This window comes from Brevibacterium ravenspurgense (assembly GCF_001584615.1).
In the GTDB taxonomy this organism is placed as follows: Bacteria; Actinomycetota; Actinomycetes; order Actinomycetales; family Brevibacteriaceae; genus Brevibacterium; species Brevibacterium ravenspurgense.
The window spans coordinates 128,372-144,802 of sequence record NZ_LQQC01000012.1 but is presented as its reverse complement, the minus strand read 5'-3'; the positions used below and the strand labels follow the sequence as shown (position 1 = coordinate 144,802).

At 64.2% G+C, this 16,431-nt stretch carries 13 protein-coding genes; 11 read left to right on the top strand and 2 right to left on the bottom strand.

The annotated features are described in order from the left end of the window. Nucleotides 1-3: 3 nt before the first annotated feature. Entirely contained in the window at nt 4-1,095 is a 1,092-nt protein-coding gene (locus tag Bravens_RS09275) for an asparaginase (protein WP_062022736.1), read from the bottom strand. 74 nt (nt 1,096-1,169) lie between these two features. Here Bravens_RS09275 and purD point away from each other — a divergent pair, with 74 nt between their 5' ends. The 8 genes from purD (at nt 1,170) to Bravens_RS09235 (ending at nt 10,504) form a co-directional block, all read left to right on the top strand. After that, on the top strand, nt 1,170-2,459 hold the full coding sequence (gene purD / locus Bravens_RS09270) for a phosphoribosylamine--glycine ligase (RefSeq protein ID WP_062022734.1): 1,290 nt from the start codon (nt 1,170-1,172) through the stop codon (nt 2,457-2,459). Then, complete coding sequence (locus tag Bravens_RS09265; protein WP_062022731.1) at nt 2,456-3,379, top strand: phosphoribosylaminoimidazolesuccinocarboxamide synthase; 924 nt, start codon at nt 2,456-2,458, stop codon at nt 3,377-3,379. The genes purD and Bravens_RS09265 overlap by 4 nt, the downstream gene beginning before the upstream one ends. Before the next feature lie 66 nt (nt 3,380-3,445). Continuing rightward, a complete protein-coding gene (purS, locus tag Bravens_RS09260; RefSeq protein ID WP_061941593.1) occupies nt 3,446-3,703 on the top strand; it encodes a phosphoribosylformylglycinamidine synthase subunit PurS in 258 nt (85 codons plus the stop codon). A 38-nt stretch (nt 3,704-3,741) separates the two neighbouring features. Further along, nucleotides 3,742-4,482, top strand: a complete 741-nt coding sequence (gene purQ, locus Bravens_RS09255) for a phosphoribosylformylglycinamidine synthase subunit PurQ (RefSeq protein WP_062023009.1) — start codon at nt 3,742-3,744, stop codon at nt 4,480-4,482. Nucleotides 4,483-4,486: 4 nt separating this feature from the next. Beyond that, the gene (locus tag Bravens_RS09250; RefSeq protein WP_062022728.1) at nt 4,487-5,515 is read left to right on the top strand and encodes a DUF6882 domain-containing protein; all 1,029 of its coding nucleotides are present in this window, start codon (nt 4,487-4,489) and stop codon (nt 5,513-5,515) included. A 112-nt stretch (nt 5,516-5,627) separates the two neighbouring features. Beyond that, nucleotides 5,628-7,718 (top strand): prolyl oligopeptidase family serine peptidase, encoded by a 2,091-nt coding sequence (locus Bravens_RS09245; protein ID WP_062022725.1) that lies wholly within the window; start codon nt 5,628-5,630, stop codon nt 7,716-7,718. 59 nt (nt 7,719-7,777) lie between these two features. After that, nucleotides 7,778-8,761: a glycine betaine ABC transporter substrate-binding protein gene (locus Bravens_RS09240; protein ID WP_062022723.1), complete on the top strand. Its 984-nt coding sequence runs from the start codon at nt 7,778-7,780 to the stop codon at nt 8,759-8,761. A 123-nt stretch (nt 8,762-8,884) separates the two neighbouring features. Next, nucleotides 8,885-10,504: a long-chain-fatty-acid--CoA ligase gene (locus tag Bravens_RS09235; RefSeq protein ID WP_062022720.1), complete on the top strand. Its 1,620-nt coding sequence runs from the start codon at nt 8,885-8,887 to the stop codon at nt 10,502-10,504. 103 nt (nt 10,505-10,607) lie between these two features. Here the strand turns inward: Bravens_RS09235 and trhO are convergent, their stop codons facing one another. Beyond that, a complete protein-coding gene (trhO, locus tag Bravens_RS09230) occupies nt 10,608-11,498 on the bottom strand; it encodes an oxygen-dependent tRNA uridine(34) hydroxylase TrhO (RefSeq protein WP_061941579.1) in 891 nt (296 codons plus the stop codon). 131 nt (nt 11,499-11,629) lie between these two features. Here trhO and Bravens_RS09225 point away from each other — a divergent pair, with 131 nt between their 5' ends. The 3 genes from Bravens_RS09225 to Bravens_RS09215 all read left to right on the top strand — a co-directional run bounded on the left by Bravens_RS09225 (nt 11,630) and on the right by Bravens_RS09215 (nt 16,403). Further along, nucleotides 11,630-12,454, top strand: a complete 825-nt coding sequence (locus Bravens_RS09225) for an acyl-CoA thioesterase domain-containing protein (protein ID WP_062022717.1) — start codon at nt 11,630-11,632, stop codon at nt 12,452-12,454. Nucleotides 12,455-12,613: 159 nt separating this feature from the next. Next, entirely contained in the window at nt 12,614-14,935 is a 2,322-nt protein-coding gene (purL, locus tag Bravens_RS09220; RefSeq protein ID WP_062022715.1) for a phosphoribosylformylglycinamidine synthase subunit PurL, read from the top strand. Between the two features lie 490 nt (nt 14,936-15,425). Further along, nucleotides 15,426-16,403: a DUF2891 family protein gene (locus Bravens_RS09215; protein ID WP_082791133.1), complete on the top strand. Its 978-nt coding sequence runs from the start codon at nt 15,426-15,428 to the stop codon at nt 16,401-16,403. Nucleotides 16,404-16,431 lie beyond the last annotated feature (28 nt).

Below are 16,431 nucleotides of genomic sequence, written 5' to 3'. Positions count from 1 at the left end.
TCCTCAATGCTGTTCGGCTGTGTCTGCGTGGGACGTTGTCTGGTTGTCTGACGAGGTGCCGGCCCGGTTGTCGGGGCGGGCTGCGGTCAGTGCCGACTCGGCTGCGAGCAGACCGGCACCGGGCAGGACCTCGCCCGCGTCGAGTGCCCGGCCGTGTTCGTCAGCCCCACCGGTGACGCGCGGGGCGATGTCGGACAGGACGCCCAGCGCTGCTTCCATGTTGACGGCACCGGCGGCTGCGAGCAGGCGCAGGGCGACGAGTGAGGCTGGGCGGGATGATCCGTCGAGCACTTTCACCGCGGCAGCCCAGCCGTCCGGTGTGGCCATGACGGACACTCCTTCAGCGCCCTTTTTGGCAAGGATTCCCAGCCGTTCTATGACGACCGAGTTTTCACGCCCGTGACCTTCAATAGCCCACGGGCTGGCCAGGACAGCCGACATGAGCTGCTGGGCGCTTTCGGTTTTCCCGGAGGCCGCTGCGGCGATTCCGCGGGCCAGGCCGGGAAGGCTCAGCGCGTACACGGGAGCCCCGCAGCCGTCGATTCCAGCGGCCGCGGGGGCTTCGCCGCAGAACTCTTCGACTGTCTTCCGGACCTGTTTCTGCACGAGCGAATCGGGGCGCAGGTAGTCTTCCGGCCGTCCGCCGGCGATCTTCTGCGCCATGAGAAAAGCAGCGTGCTTGCCGGAGCAGTTGAAGAACAGGCGCGATTCGGCCATGCCGCTCATGCGCATGGCCGCACGGTTATCAGCGTCAGCCGGGGCGCAGGAAGGGCACTGGAGATCATCTTCGCTGAGATTGACCGAGGACAGCATGTTCTTCACGACCGACACGTGGTCGGCTTCTGCCCGGTGGCTGGCGCTTGCCACAACGGCGGCGTCGCCGGACAAAGGCACACCCAGCTCCATGCACGCGATCGCCTGCAGCGGTTTGAGGCATGACCGGACGAACACGGGCTCTTCCGGTGCGCCAATCGAGGCGACGACGGCACCACTGGGGTCCACAATGACCGCCGAGCCGATGTGCCGCGATTCGACGAAGTCGGAACGGGATACGACGGCGAGCTCTTCGGCACTGTCTGCGGTGAAGGTCTGCATGCGCTCCACCCTAAGCGCAGGCCAGCGCGAGGTCACGTCTGAGCACGTGTGGCGCAGGCCGTTAAACTGCCGGTGTGAAGGTCTTGGTTTTGGGTTCGGGCGCCCGCGAACACGCCCTTGTCACTGGTTTGGCCGCCGATCCGGGAGTGGACGCGCTCTACGCGGCACCCGGCAACCCGGGGATGGCACAGGAATGCGAAGTCCGCAGTGTCGCGATGACCGATCCCGAGGCGGTCGTGGCCCTCGCACGGGAACTTGCTGTTGATCTTGTGGTCATCGGCCCGGAAGCGCCCCTTGTCGCCGGTGTTGGCAATGCTCTGCGGGAAGCTGGGGTCGCTGTTTTCGGCCCCGACGCTGCCGCCGCGGAGCTCGAAGGCTCGAAGGCCTTTGCCAAGGAGATCATGGAGGCCGCCGGGGTTCCCACATCGCAGTCGGTCACCGCGACGTCCCTGGCCGAATGCGAAGAGGCCTTTGACCGCTTCGGCGCCCCGCACGTCGTCAAGGCCGACGGTCTGGCTGCCGGCAAGGGCGTTGTCGTCACGTCTGATCGAGACGAGGCTCTGGCTCACGCCCGCGCCTGCCTGGCTGAGGCCGACCGGGTTGTCATTGAGGACTTCCTCGACGGTCCCGAGGTGTCGCTGTTCGTTCTGTGCGACGGCACCACGACGGTCCCGCTGGCTCCCGCTCAGGACTTCAAGCGCGCACTCAACGGCGACGAGGGCCCCAACACGGGCGGCATGGGCGCCTACACTCCCCTGCCGTGGGCTCCCGAAGGCCTGGTCGAGGATGTCATTGCGCAGGTCGCACAGCCGGTCGTCGATGAAATGGCTCGCCGCGGAACCCCGTTTGTGGGGCTGCTGTACTGCGGTCTGGCGCTGACGAAGAACGGCATTGAGGTCATCGAGTTCAACGCCCGCTTCGGCGATCCCGAAACCCAGGCTGTTCTGCAGCGTCTGACCAGCCCTCTCGGCACTGTCCTGCACGCTGCTGCAACCGGTGAACTGGCGCAGCTGCCGCCGCTTGAGTGGGCAGACAAATCGGCCGTCACGGTCGTCATGGCCGCGGAGAACTACCCGGCCGACCCCGCCACGGGCGATGTCATCACCGGCATTGAGCAGGCGAACGCTCTGGAAGACGTGCACGTGTTCCACGCCGGCACCTCGACCGCAGAGGACGGAGAGCTGACCACCAGCGGTGGTCGCGTGCTGTCCGTCACCGCACTTGGCGCGGACCTCGCTGATGCCCGCGCCCGCGCCTATGAGGCCGTGGGCCTCATCCGGTGGCGCGGTGAGCACCACCGCACCGACATTGCCCAGCTGGCAGAAGAAAACCGCATCACGATCCCGCAGGGAGGAAGCCGATGACAGGCCACCAGGTTGAGGCCACCGTCGTTCCCGGATGGAAGCACGTCTACTCCGGCAAGGTACGCGACCTCTACGTGCCCGAAAGCGCTGAATCGCTTGCGGACGCCCCGTCGCTGCTGATGGTCGCCTCCGACCGAATCTCCGCGTACGACTTCGTGCTGGAATCCGAGATCCCCCACAAGGGCGCAGTCCTCACCGGATTGTCCACGTGGTGGTTCGACCAGCTGAAGGACATCGTCGGCAACCACGTGGTGACCGCCGATGTGCCCGCTGAGGTTGCTGGCCGCGGACTCATCTGCGAACCGCTCACCATGTTCCCCATCGAGTGCGTGGCCCGCGGCTACCTGACCGGTTCGGGGCTGGCCGACTACAAGGAGACCGGTGCGGTCTGCGGTGTCGAGCTGCCTGACGGGCTCGGCGAATCCGATCGCCTGGACGCACCGATCTACACGCCCGCCGCAAAGGCCGAAGTCGGTGAACACGACGAAAACATCACGTTTGAAAAGTCCGCCGACATGATCGGCAGAGACGACGCTGAGGCTCTGCGGGAGCTCACGCTCAAGGTGTACGCGCGGGCAGAGGAAATCGCCCGCGAGCGCGGCATCATCCTGGCCGACACGAAGTTCGAGTTCGGCCGCAATGCCGCGGGAGACATCGTGCTGGGCGACGAGGTGCTCACCCCGGACTCTTCGCGGTTTTGGGACGCACACGCCTACCAGCCCGGAAAGTCGCAGGCGAGCTTTGACAAGCAGTTCGTGCGCGACTGGCTCACAAGCCCCGCCTCGGGCTGGGACAAGAACAGCGGTCAGCAGCCCCCGCAGCTGCCCCAGGACATCATCGAGAAGACCTCGGCACGCTACATCGAGGCCTTCGAAAGGATCACGGGAGACACCTTCCCCGCACAGTCAGCCGGCGCCTGATTGGGAGACCCTGTTCGTTGCTAAGATGATGGCGCCGTCATCACCGGAGAACACCAAGGAGCGCAGGTGGCACGTTACATCGTCGAGGTCATGCCGAAACCCGAAATCCTCGATCCCCAGGGCAAGGCCATCGGAGCCGGACTCGACCGTCTGGGATTCTCCGGTTTCGCTGTCCGTCAGGGCAAGCGCTTTGAGCTTGAACACGACGGCGAACCCACGCCCGAAGTCCTCGAACAGGTGAAGAAGGCCGCCGAAACGCTGCTGGCCAACACCATTATCGAAGACGTCGTCGGCGTCTACCCCGCTGAGGACGGCGCCAAGTGACCGCCACCCGCACCGCCTACACCGACGGCGGCCCGCTCATCGGAGCGCAGCGCTCAACCACCACGCTCGAAGGCGCCGAAAACGTGCGCATCGGCATTGTCACGTTCCCCGGAACGCTCGACGACCGTGACGCCGCTCGTGCCGTCACGCTGTCCGGTGCGCAGGCCGTGAGCCTGTGGCACGCGGATGCAGACCTCAAGAACGTCGACGCCGTCATCCTGCCCGGTGGATTCAGCTACGGCGACTACCTGCGCTGCGGCGCCATTGCCCGCTTCGCGCCCGTCATGGACTCCGTCATCGCCGCGGCAGAAGACGGCATGCCGGTGCTGGGCATCTGCAACGGCTTCCAGGTTCTGTGTGAAGCAGGCCTGCTGCCCGGTGCGCTCGTGCGCAACTCCGCCCAGCAGTTCATCTGCAAGGACCAGGAACTCGAAATCGTCAACGCGGACACAGCATGGACCCGTGACTACGAAACCGGCGAAAAGATCACCATCCCGCTGAAGAACGGCGAAGGATCCTTCCAGGCTCCCGCTGACACCATTCGGGAACTCGAAGACAACGGCCAGGTGCTCGCCCGCTACGTGGGCGCGAACCCCAATGGCTCAATCGACCTGATCGCCGGTGTGACGAACAAGCGCGGCAACGTCGCAGGACTCATGCCGCACCCCGAGCACGCCGTCGAAGCAGGGTTCGGCCCGGATTCTGCAGTCGGCATGCGCCAGGGTGTCGACGGTCAGGGATTCTTCACATCGGCGCTGCGGACCGTCCTGGAGAAATGAGCTTATGAGCGAACTGACCACCCTGCTGCAGCAGGCCGCTTTCGGATCGATCGAGGCCCAGAGGACCTTTGAAGCGCTGCTGGCGCAGACCAACGGCGAATGGGAAGTCGACCTGCAGCGCGGACACATTGTGTTCGGCGACCAGCTGCACGCCGACGTTCACCTTCTGGGCTCCACCGACACCGTTTCCGGAACCTGGCGGTGGGCGTGGTCAGAGCTCAGCGATTTTTCCGGCCCCGTTGTTGAGCTCGCGAAAGCCGTACGTGACTACGGTCAGCGCGAGGGCATCAATAACCTCACGCTCGATGAGTTCAAAGCCGGTGACGACGACGCTCTCAGCCTGGTGATTGCCGCCAAGCGGATCACCGGCCACTGGGTGCACTACCCGCTGAAGACCGGCACGATGACCGTCTGGACCCTGCTGGACGTGCAGGGCTTCAGCGAAATCGAGCCGACCATCCGCTCCGTCGTCAAAGCACTGGCCGCCGGGGTGAAGTCCGGAGGCATCACGGACCACAGGCAGGCGCTTCTGGACTACGCGGCGCTGCGCGGCTTCGCAACCGCTCCCCTAGAAGGGTCCAGCCTGCGGATTCTGCTGGCCGACGGTTCGGCTGACACCGACTTCGACGAACAGTCCCGCCTGACCAACTGCCAGGTGCACGCACCTCTGGAAGGCGAAGCGCAGGAACAGTTCGCTGCCGCACAGCCGGTCACGCCGCAGTCCGTGCCGATCGAAGTCGACTTCAGCGTCGCCGCACAGACTGCCGAAGACAAGCCCGAGCCCGCCCTCGGCGAGCACTACACGGGCGCCGGCGAAGTCGACGAGCCGACGCCTGAACGCCCTGCAGCAGAAAAGCCTGCCGCAGCAGCCGAAGAAACCGAAAAGGCTCCTGCCGACGAAAAGGCGGAGGCACCTCGGGAACCGGCAGAAGACAAGCCGGCTGCCCAGCAGCAGGCACCGGAGCAGACCCCTGTCGAGGAACAGCCCAAGAAGAAGAAAAAGGGATTCTTCGGAAGACTCTTCGGCCGATGACGCGGGTGGCGGCCTGTGCGGTCGCTGCCGCTATTGCTGCTCTGCTGAGCTGAGGTTTTCTATACGCGGACCCCTATGTGTTCCGCGTCACTCCGGGGAGTACGATTTCGGCATGACCGAAGAAGCTCACTCCCCCGCATACGTCTCCACCCTCACGTCACTTCTCGATGCGCCGCGCACCGGAGAGCTGACCTGCCGCCGCGACGGCGGCCCGCTGTTGGCCTCGGTGCAGTCGCTGGACGGAAACGGCCAGTCCTACGCCACACACCTGGTTGAACTCGCCGCTGACGCGAACACCGACTACCCGTCGCCGCGACGTTTGACCCGCGGAGCAGCCTCGATCGGCGCGACCGCGATCGCCGAAGACGGCTCCGTCTTCTTCACCGCCAAACGTGCCGGCGACGACGGCGACGAAGCTGAGGACGCCGCCCTGTTCCTGCTGCCGGCACGCGGTGAAGCACGCCGCATTGCCACACGCCCCGGCGGTTTCGGCGGCCTCACTCTTCGACCCGGTGTGCTCGTGGCACAGCTGGCGGTGCATTCTCAGGCGAACAGCGAAGAAGAACACGCTGAGCTTGTCAAGAAGCGCTCAGACGCGAAAGTATCCGGCATTCTGCACACCGAGTTCCCCACCCGCCGGTGGGATGCCGACCTCGGGCCGCACGTCAATCGCCTGGCGGTGGCACAGCTGCCGCAGGATCTGAGCCAGCTGAGCTCCACCTCGGACGACTTTGCCCACAAGCGCGACGGCGACGACCTCCCGCCGCTGCTGGAGTTCACCTACCCGCAGATGCCGGAAGGCTCGCTGGTCGGCTGGGAAGCATCCGCTGACGGCACGTGGGCGCTCGTGTCGGTGCGACGCACACTCATGGACCACATCGACCAGGTGAGCATCCACCGGGTCGATCTCACGGGCAAGCAGGCGCCCCAGCAGCTGCTGACATCGCAGCCAACGGATTCACGCTGGCTGGGCGCTCTCAGCCCGGATGACGCGCGCGTGGTCATTGAACACGTCGATGAGTGGATGCCGGACCAGGACCTCCACCCGCGTCCCCACGTGCACACGATCGACGGTGACGGCGGTTTGAGCGGCGAGCAGCCCCTGTGGCCGGAGTTCGACCAGTGGTTCGACGCTGTGTGGCTTGATGACAGCACACTTGTGGCGGCCTCCGATGACCACGGCCGCGGTTCCGTGTGGATTGGCGGGCTCAACGATGCCGCTCCGCGCAGGCTGGCCGGTGGGCCCGAACAGAAGTACGTGTTTTCCGCAGTCGCCGTGCACGACGGCCGCGTGGTTGCCCTGCGCTCCTCCATTGACACTCCACCGCAGCCGGTTGCAATCGACCCCGCCAGCGGCGAGGTGACTGAGCTTGCCAATCCGACCGGGGCTGTCGAGGTGCCAGGTCGGCTTGATGAGGTCACGGCGACTGCTGAGGACGGCACCGAGATTCGCGCCTGGCTGTCACTGCCGGACGTCGATGGCCCGCACCCGCTCGTTGTGTTTGCACACGGTGGCCCGTGGGGTTCGTGGAATGCGTGGACCTACAGGTGGAACCCCGCACCGTTTGTGGCTGCCGGCTTTGCGGTGCTCCTGCCGGACCCCGCGATTTCCACCGGTTACGGACAGTACATGATTGCCCGCGGTCAACAGCAGCTGGGCGGCACACCATTCACCGACATCATGGCTTTGACCGACGCAGCGGAAGAGCGTACCGACATCGACTCTGAGCGCACAGCCTTTGCCGGTGGATCCTACGGCGGCTACATGACCAACTGGGTGGCCGGGCACACGGGTGCGCGCTTTAAGTGCGCTGTCACTCACGCTTCCCTGTGGAACACCGAATCCATGGGCCGGACAACCGACAATTCTTCGTGGAACGATGCGATGGCCGGTCAGTCGAAGGAGTACTCACCGCATCTGTACGCTGCCGACATCGAGATCCCGATGCTTGTCATCCACGGCGATAAGGACTACCGGGTGCCGATCGGCCAGGGGCAGGAGCTGTGGTTTGACCTGTTGCGCAAATCGAAGACCCCGGCTGGGCCGGACGGGCTGACGCAGCACCGCTTCCTCTACTTCCCCGATGAGGGCCACTGGATTCTGGGCCGCGGAAATGCGGAGGTCTGGTACCGCACGTTCATCGACTTCCTTCGCCACCACGTGCTGGACGAAGAAACCCAGACGGCAGAGGAACTCGGCTGAGGCGGACTCGCAGCGCTTGTTACTGTGAAAACGATGACAACCGCTATCGAAGGAGCATCGTGAAAACTGCACGCCTACTCACCGCACTCAGCGTTTCCGCTGTCATGCTGTTCACCGGCTGCAGCACAGAAAGTGCGGGAACCACCGACGCGAACAAGGACCGCGATTGGGGTGAATGCACACCAGCAGGCGATTCACAGCCACTCGACGAAGTTGAAACCGCAGAAGACGAAGACAAGTCCGTGACTGTCGCCGCGTTCAACGGCTGGGATGAAACCATCGCCACAGCGCACCTCGCCAAGTACCTCTTGGAGAACAACTACGACTACTCGGTCGAAGTCAAAATGTTTGACCTGGCTCCGGGTTTCGTCGCCACCGCAAACGGCGATGTCGACTGGATGTCATCGTCAATGCTGCCGGTAACCCACGCAAAGTACATCGAAAAGTACCAGAACAAGCTCGAAGAGCAGGGCTGCTGGTACGACGAGGCGCAGAACGTCATTGCTGTCAATGAAGACGCTCCCATCACCAAACTGAGTGAACTGAAGGACCACAAGGACGATTTCGGCGGCGAAATTGTCGGCATCGAAAAGGGTTCAGGCCTCATGGATGCGACGGAAAACGACGTCATCCCGGAATACGGTCTGGATGACTTCAACCTCATTTCATCTTCGACCCCGGCCATGCTGGCAGCTCTGAGCAAGGCCGAAAGCAGCGGTGACAACATCGCCGTCACCCTGTGGCACCCGCACTGGGCGTATGACGAATTCAAGATCCGCGACCTCGAAGATGACCTCGGCGCTTTCGGTGAGCCCGACTTCCTCTACTCATTCTCACGTGTTGGCTTTACGGACGAGCATCCGCAGGCCGCACAGGCTCTGAAGAACCTGGCGCTGACTCCGGAGCGCCTTCAGAGCCTGGAGAAGGTCATGGCCAAGGACTACGACGGCAAGGAACCTCAGAAGGCAGTCGACGAGTGGGCTCAGGACAACCAGGACTTCTTCGACGAATGGCAGAGCGGCGACCTCAGCACTGACAGCTGATCCCCGACTCACAACGTCATTTTCACTTCACGGCCCGTCATACTTACGTCATGTATGACGGGCCGTGAAGCAGTGTGACCTCTAAAGCCGTCGAGGAAGCTCAGCTCTGGAAGCGTCGCAGCTATGACTGGACTGCACACACCTCTTTCGCCGCTGAGCTTCCTTGAGCGCAGCGCCCGCGTCTACCCCAACCGCACAGCCGTCATCGACGGCGAAACTACGCGCACTTTCGCCGAGCTCGCCGCAGATGCGCAGCACCGAGCCCAGCTGCTCGCCGACCTCGGCATCCGTCCGGGCGACCGGGTGGCCTACATGGCGCCGAACACCCTCGAAATGGCGCTCGCGCAGTTCTCGGTGCCGCTGGCAGGTGCCGTCCTCGTACCGCTGAATATCCGCCTGACCAGCGCAGAAATCCGGTTCATCCTCGAACACTCCGGTGCGCGGGTCTTCGTCATCGACGCCGAATACATCCCGGTTGTCCAACCGCTCATCAGCGGACTCACCACCGTGGCGACCATCGCCGTCGACCGCACTGCAGACCCCTCCGCACATCTGCCCGAAGGCTTCACCGACCTCGCAGACCTCCTGACCCAGACCCAGCAGCCGTGGGCAGACCCGACCGGGCAGGCACCTCGTGAGTTCCGGTGGGCTCCCCACAGCGAACTCGACCCGCTGGGGATCAACTACAGCTCCGGCACAACGGGCAATCCCAAGGGTGTCGTCGTCACCCACCGTCAGGCGTACACAAACGCGATCAACCAGGTGCTGCACTCCCACTTCGACACCGACAGCGTCTACCTGTGGACCCTGCCGATCTTCCACTGCAACGGCTGGTGCGGAGTATGGGCGCTCACGGCCGCCGGCAGCACCCAGGTGTGCCTGCGCGCAGTGCGCGGGCCCAAGATCTGGGAACTCATCGACCGCCACCGAGTCACACACTTCAACGGCGCACCGACCGTCGTGCGGACCATCCGCGATGCCGAGCAGGCACACCCGCTGAACTACACGCTGCGGGTCACATGCGGCGGTGCACCGCTGGATCCTCGCACTCTGGCCGATGTCGAAGCACTCGGATTCTCCGTCACCCACTCCTTCGGCATGACCGAAACCGCAGGCCCCTACACGATCGCCTACGAACAGGAGGAATGGAAGAACCTCCCGGCCGATACCCGTGCCGCGCTGCTGGCACGGCAGGGTGTGGGACAGATCGGCTCGAGCGAACTGCGCGTTGTCGAGCGCGAACCAGACAGCGACGGGCTTCTGGTCGATGTGCCCGCCGACGGTGTCTCAATCGGCGAAGTCGTGGTGCGAGGCAACACCGTCATGGCCGGCTACTACCGCAACCCCGAAGCCACCGCAAAGGCCTTTGCCGGCGGCTGGCTGCACACCGGGGACCTCGGTGTTATGCACCCTGACGGCTACGTCGAACTGAAGGACCGCGCAAAGGACATCATCATCTCCGGAGGCGAGAACATCTCGACCATCGAAGTTGAGCACGCCATCGGCTCGCACCCGCTGGTAGCCGAAGCCGCAGTCATCGGAGTGCCCGACCCCAAGTGGGGCGAGCGCCCGCGGGCCTACGTCGTCACCCGCGACGGGGCTGAACTTGAAGACGAGGTGCTCACGGCACACGTGCGAGCTCGCCTTGCCGGGTTCAAGGTTCCGCGCGAGTACCGCTACGTGGCCGAACTGCCCAAAACTTCAACGGGCAAGATCAGCAAAGTTCAGCTGCGGGAGGGGTGAAGCGAGGCGCCGCCTGCCCGGTAGGCTCAGCGGCTGCACGGCAGGCCCAGCCGCCGCACGGCAGGCTCAGCGGCCGCCCGGCAGGCCCCCTGCAGCCGCACCCTCACATGCCGACTGACACGCAGCTGCCGCACGTGGGGTGCAGGCCGGCGCGGGTGCAGTCTTCACAGCGCAGGAACTGCTGGCGGCAGCTTTCATTGGCGCAGTTGACGAACTTCGGCGTGCGCTTGCCGCACTCCAGGCACGAGCCCAGCGACTCAGCACCAGAGCCGAACTCCATGTGCATACGCTTGTCGAACACGTACAGCGAACCGTCCCACAGGCCTGAATTGCCGTAGGTTTCGCCGTAGCGGACGATCCCGCCGTCCAGCTGGTAGACCTCGTTGAAGCCTCGGTTCTTCATGAGCACCGACAGCACTTCGCAGCGGATGCCGCCGGTGCAGTAGGTCACGACCGGGCGGTCTTTGTATTCGTCGTATTTGCCGGATTCGATTTCGTCGATGAAATCCCGCGTGGTTTCGACGTCCGGCACGATTGCACCGCGGAAGCGCCCGATTTCAGCTTCCATTGCGTTGCGTCCGTCGAAGAACACAACGTCGTCGCCGCGTTCTTCGATGAGCTTGTGCAGGGCGCCCGGCTTGAGGTGCTCTCCCCCGCCGATCACGCCGTCAGCGTCGACCTTGATTTCATCCGGTGTGGTGAAGGTGACAAGCTCCGGCCGGACTTTGACGGACAGGCGCGGGAAGTCGTCGCCCTGACCGGTGGACCATTTGATGTCGGCCTTTTTGAACGGTTCGTAGCTCTTGGTGATGCGCACGTACTTTTTGACGTCGTCGATGTCTCCGCCGAGTGTTGCGTTGATGCCGTCTTTGGAGATGATGACGCGCCCCTTGAGCCCGCATCCTTCGGCGAGCGCGTGCTGCCACAGCCGCACGGCTTCTGGGTCAGCTAGAGGGGTGAATACGTAGAAGAGGACGATTTTCTGCACCGACATAGCCTCAATTGTATTGAGCGCCCCAACTGCCGAGGCGCCGGTCACCACCCGCCGGGCTCACTCCCGAGGGCCGGGCCTCACCAGATCCCGTCAGCTGCTCCACCGTATGAGACGCGTGCCACAATGCGCGTATGGACGTTTTCTTCAAGCGCAACGGCGCGCACAGCTTCACGGCCACGCAGCACACCTCGGGAGCGTGGAACCCGCAAGAGCAGCACATTTCGCCCACGCTGGGCCTCATCACCCACATCATCGAATCTGACGCGCAGGCTCGCGGTCACGACCACCTGCAGGTTTCGCGGATCAGCTTTGACATCTACGGTGTGGTGCCGATTGCGACGTATGACTACAGCGTTGAGGTGCTGCGGCCGGGACGGACCATCGAACTGGTCGAAGTGCTGCTCACCTATGGCGGGCGGGTCATTGTGCGGGCTCGCGCCTGGCTGACTCTCGAGGTGGAGACCGCTTCTCTTGCCGCCTCGCCTTTCCCCGCACTCACCCCGCTGGAGGACATGGAAGAGTTCGCCGGTTCGAGCGTGTGGCCAGGTGACTACATCACCACTCTGCGGGCGTACCGGCACCAGTTCGAACCGGGGCGTGCGCACTTCTGGCTGGCGTCCACGGTTGATCTCGCCGATGAGCCGACCTCGCAGTTCGCGAAGTCTGCGGCCCTGCTCGATACCGCCAACGGCATGTCAGTCCGCGAAGATCCGCGGAAGGTCGCGTATCCCAATGTCGAACTGACCGTCACGTACATCCGCAAGCCCCACGCACCCGTACCGGGAGTGCAGCCGCAGCCGGTCCCCCAGGACCCTGTCGGCCTGCCCTGGCAGGCCGGGGATGTCAGTGTCAGCTTCGGCCCCACCGGCCTGGGCACAACCCACACCGTCTGGCACGACGCCTACGGCCCCTTTGCCGTTGTCACACAGTCCCTGACAGTCCGCCCGCTCAGGTGAGCGGCACCTCGTGAGCTTTGCGGAGCACCCCGGTGCGACGCCCATCGACCGCGTGCCGCAGGCGGGTACGCGCGCGGTAGGATGACCACGGAATCCCCCGTCATCCCCGCGCACCCGGATACGCGCGAGGAGCGCACCAACGAGAGGACCTCGACAGGCATGTCATCCACGAACCCCTCTGCCGACAAAAAGGTCAAGGAGACCGTCGAATACGCGGCCGCCAACCCGGATGTCGAGCAGGACTGGGCGTCACTCGGCCTGAAGGAAAACGAGTACGACGCAATCCGCGAAGTGCTCGGGCGTCGTCCCACCTCGGCAGAGCTGGCCATGTACTCCGTCATGTGGTCGGAGCACTGCTCCTACAAGTCCTCCAAGGTGCACCTGCGCAAGTTCGGGGAATACCTGACCGAAGACATGAAGAAGCACATGCTCGTGCCGATCGGCGAAAACGCCGGTGTTGTCGACATCGGGCAGAACTGGGCCGTCACGTTCAAGGTTGAGTCCCACAACTCGCCGACCATGGTCGAGCCCTACCAGGGTGCGGCCACGGGTGTCGGCGGCATTGTCCGCGACATCATCTCGATGGGTGCACGCCCGGTCGCGGTTATGGACCAGCTGCGCTTCGGTGCAATCGACCACCCTGACACCGCTCGGGTGTGCCACGGCGCTGTTGCCGGCATCGGCGGCTACGCCAACTCGCTCGGCCTGCCGAACATCGGCGGCGAAACCATCTTCGACCCCGCCTACCAGGGCAACCCGCTGGTCAACGCGCTGGCCGTCGGCATCATGAAACACGACGACATCCACCTGGCGAACGCCTCCGGTGCCGGCAACAAGGTTGTTCTGTTCGGTGCGCGCACCGGCGGTGACGGCATCGGCGGTGCCTCCATCCTGTCCTCCGAAAGCTTCGAAGAGGGCTCCGAATCCAAGCGCCCCGCAGTGCAGGTCGGTGACCCGTTCAGCGAAAAGGTGCTCATCGAGTGCTGCCTCGAACTGTTCGCTGCAGACACCGTTGAGGGCATTCAGGACCTCGGCGCGGCCGGCATTTCCTGTGCCACCTCGGAACTGGCCTCCAACGGTGACGGCGGCATGCACATCGCCCTGGACGACGTCCTGCTGCGCGACCCCACGCTGACGCCCGAAGAGATCCTCATGTCGGAATCTCAGGAGCGCATGATGGCAGTTGTGCGGCCCGAGAAGCTCGACGAATTCATGGAGATCGTGGGCAAGTGGGAAGTCGAAACCTCGGTTCTCGGCGAAGTCACCGACACCGGCCGCCTGGTCATCGAATGGCACGGCGACGTCATCGTCGACGTGCCGCCGCGCTCCGTCGCCCACGACGGCCCGGTCTACGAACGCCCCTACAGCGAACCGTCCTGGCAGGCTGAAACACAGGCCAACACGGTCGACGCCGCAGGACTGGCCCGCCCCGAAAGCGGCGACGAACTGCGCCAGACCCTGCTGGACCTCGTGGCCTCACCCAACCTGTGCTCGAAGGAATGGGTCACCAACCAGTACGACCGCTACGTCCAGGGCAACACCGCTCTGGCCTTCCCCGACGACGCCGGTGTCATCCGCGTCGACGAAGAAACGGGCTTGGGCATTGCACTGGCCACCGACGCCAACGGCCGCTACACCTACCTGGATCCGGCAACCGGCGCTCAGCTGGCACTGGCCGAGGCCTACCGCAACGTCGCCACCACCGGTGCTCGTCCGATGGCCGTGACCGACTGCCTCAACTTCGGTTCGCCGGAAGACCCCGCCATCATGTGGCAGCTGGCCACCGCGATTGAGGGCCTCGCGAAGGGATGCCAGGCTCTTGGCGTTCCCGTCACCGGCGGCAACGTGTCGCTGTACAACCAGACGGGCGACACCGCGATCCTGCCCACCCCGGTTGTCGGCGTCATGGGCGTTTTCGACGACGTCACCCGCGCAACCCCGTCGGGCTTCACGGGTGCCGGCCACGCCATCTACCTGCTGGGCGAAACAGAAGAGGACTTCGGCGGTTCGGCCTGGGCGGATGTCGCACACGGCCACCTGGGCGGTCTGCCGCCTAAGTTCAAGCCGGAAGCTGAACGCGAACTCGGCGAGATCCTCATCAACGCCAGCCGCGACGGCATGATCGACACCGCGCACGACCTTTCGGAGGGCGGTCTGGCCATCGCCGTGGCCGAATCGGTTATGCGCTTCGGCATGGGTGCGCGCATCTGGCTGGACGAAGTCATCAACCGCGACGGTGTGGACCTGTTCACCGCACTGTTCTCCGAAACCGCAGCCCGTGCAATCGTCGCCGTGCCGCGTTCGGAAGAAGTGCGCTTCACCGACATGTGCACCGCCCGGAACTTCCCACACGTGCGCATCGGCATGACTGATGCCGGCGAAGACAACCAGGCGAGCCTCGAGGTGGTCGACCAGTTCACCATCGGTCTGCAGGAGCTCCTGGAAACCTCGAAGGGCACCATGCTCAAGCACTTCGGCTGATCTGAAGCCAACACACCAGGTGCCGCTCACCGTTCAAGGTGAGCGGCACCTCGTTCGTTTTCTGCGCTTTCATCCCACGCTGCTGCGTTTCAGTGGATCTAGCGGTCACGAACCCCGGACTCTGCTCACAAGTGCAAAAACTCGGTTGATCCGGCAGAAAACTCTCGAGTTTTTGACCACCAGAGCAGAATCCGGAGTTTTTGCACGCCACAGCAGACACACATGATCACACCTACAGGACCGCTGGCGGTTTTCCCTGCGTATGCGACCGCATTCCGCACACGCTGCTGCGCTTCAGTGGATCTAGCGGTCACGAACCCCGGACTCTGCTCACAAGTGCAAAAACTCGGTCAATTCGGCAGAAAACTCCCGAGTTTTTGCACGCCGCAGCAGAGTCCGGAGTTTTTGCACGCCGCAGCAGAGTAACGAACGGTAACTTGGTGGGATGTTGTTTCCACACCGGCGGCCCAGCAGAAAACAGTTGGCGGCGGTGGCGCTTGAGAACGTCACCCGCGAGTTTCCGTATGCCGCGCACCACGTGCAGCGCGACCATGCGGACCTGAAGCAGCCGGTGGACATGCACCCGGCGTTCGGCAATTCCTTTGACTGGCATTCCAGTGTGCACATGCACTGGCTGCTGACTCAGCTGTTGGAAGCCGAATATGAATCCGAGGGCCTGGACGCACCGTGGGCGCAGCAGGCACTCACGATCCTCACGGAGCACCTGAGCCCGGCGAACCTCGAGGTCGAGGCCACGTACATGCGGGCCAATCCGTCATGGGAACGTCCCTACGGCTGGGCGTGGGCGGCACAACTGGCCTCCGCCCTGCATACTTCTCACCTGCCTCAGCTGCATTCCCTTGCCGCAAATGCAGCTGTGCTCGCTGAGGCAGTTTTTGACCTCACACTGAACTGGCTGGATACAGCGCCTGCGCCGGTCCGCCACGGCCTGCACACCAACACCGCCTTTGGTCTGCGCCGAATCCGGCGGGCGGCAATCACGCTTGAGCGCAACGACGTCGTCAGCGCCGTTGATGCTGCGGCCCGCAGGTTCTTCGCCGGTGACCGCGCGTGGCCGTTCCACTTTGAGCGCAGCGGTCACGACTTCCTGTCCGCGGGACTCTGCGAGGCCGACCTCATGCTCGAGGTGCTCAGCAGCGAAGAACTCGAGACCTGGTTGCCTGCGTTCCTGTCCGAGCTCTCGCCCGATTCCGAGGTCCTGACACCGCTGACAGTGCTCGACCCCACGGACGGGCACCAGTCGCACCTCTACGGTCTGGGTCTGACCGTCGCCGCTTCTCTTATCCGCATAGCGGCAGTTTTCGCAGACTGGGGCGACACGGTCCGCGCCGAACAGCTGCGCCCTGCCGTGCCCGCACTTATGGCGCCGGGCCTCGAGGCCGCCGTATCGGACGAATACATGTCATCCCACTGGATTGCGACATTCGCCTGGGAAGCACAGCAATAGGCTAAGCGGAATGTTCCCCGGTGCCGAT

What these genes read in the sequence shown, in the direction of transcription:
- trhO (WP_061941579.1), bottom strand. Translation starts at nt 11,498, where the DNA reads ATGTCGGTGCAGAAAATCGTCCTCTTCTACGTATTCACCCCTCTAGCT.
- purL (WP_062022715.1), top strand. Translation starts at nt 12,614, where the DNA reads ATGTCATCCACGAACCCCTCTGCCGACAAAAAGGTCAAGGAGACCGTC.
- Bravens_RS09225 (WP_062022717.1), top strand. Translation starts at nt 11,630, where the DNA reads ATGGACGTTTTCTTCAAGCGCAACGGCGCGCACAGCTTCACGGCCACG.
- Bravens_RS09245 (WP_062022725.1), top strand. Translation starts at nt 5,628, where the DNA reads ATGACCGAAGAAGCTCACTCCCCCGCATACGTCTCCACCCTCACGTCA.
- Bravens_RS09265 (WP_062022731.1), top strand. Translation starts at nt 2,456, where the DNA reads ATGACAGGCCACCAGGTTGAGGCCACCGTCGTTCCCGGATGGAAGCAC.
- Bravens_RS09250 (WP_062022728.1), top strand. Translation starts at nt 4,487, where the DNA reads ATGAGCGAACTGACCACCCTGCTGCAGCAGGCCGCTTTCGGATCGATC.
- Bravens_RS09275 (WP_062022736.1), bottom strand. Translation starts at nt 1,095, where the DNA reads ATGCAGACCTTCACCGCAGACAGTGCCGAAGAGCTCGCCGTCGTATCC.
- Bravens_RS09235 (WP_062022720.1), top strand. Translation starts at nt 8,885, where the DNA reads ATGACTGGACTGCACACACCTCTTTCGCCGCTGAGCTTCCTTGAGCGC.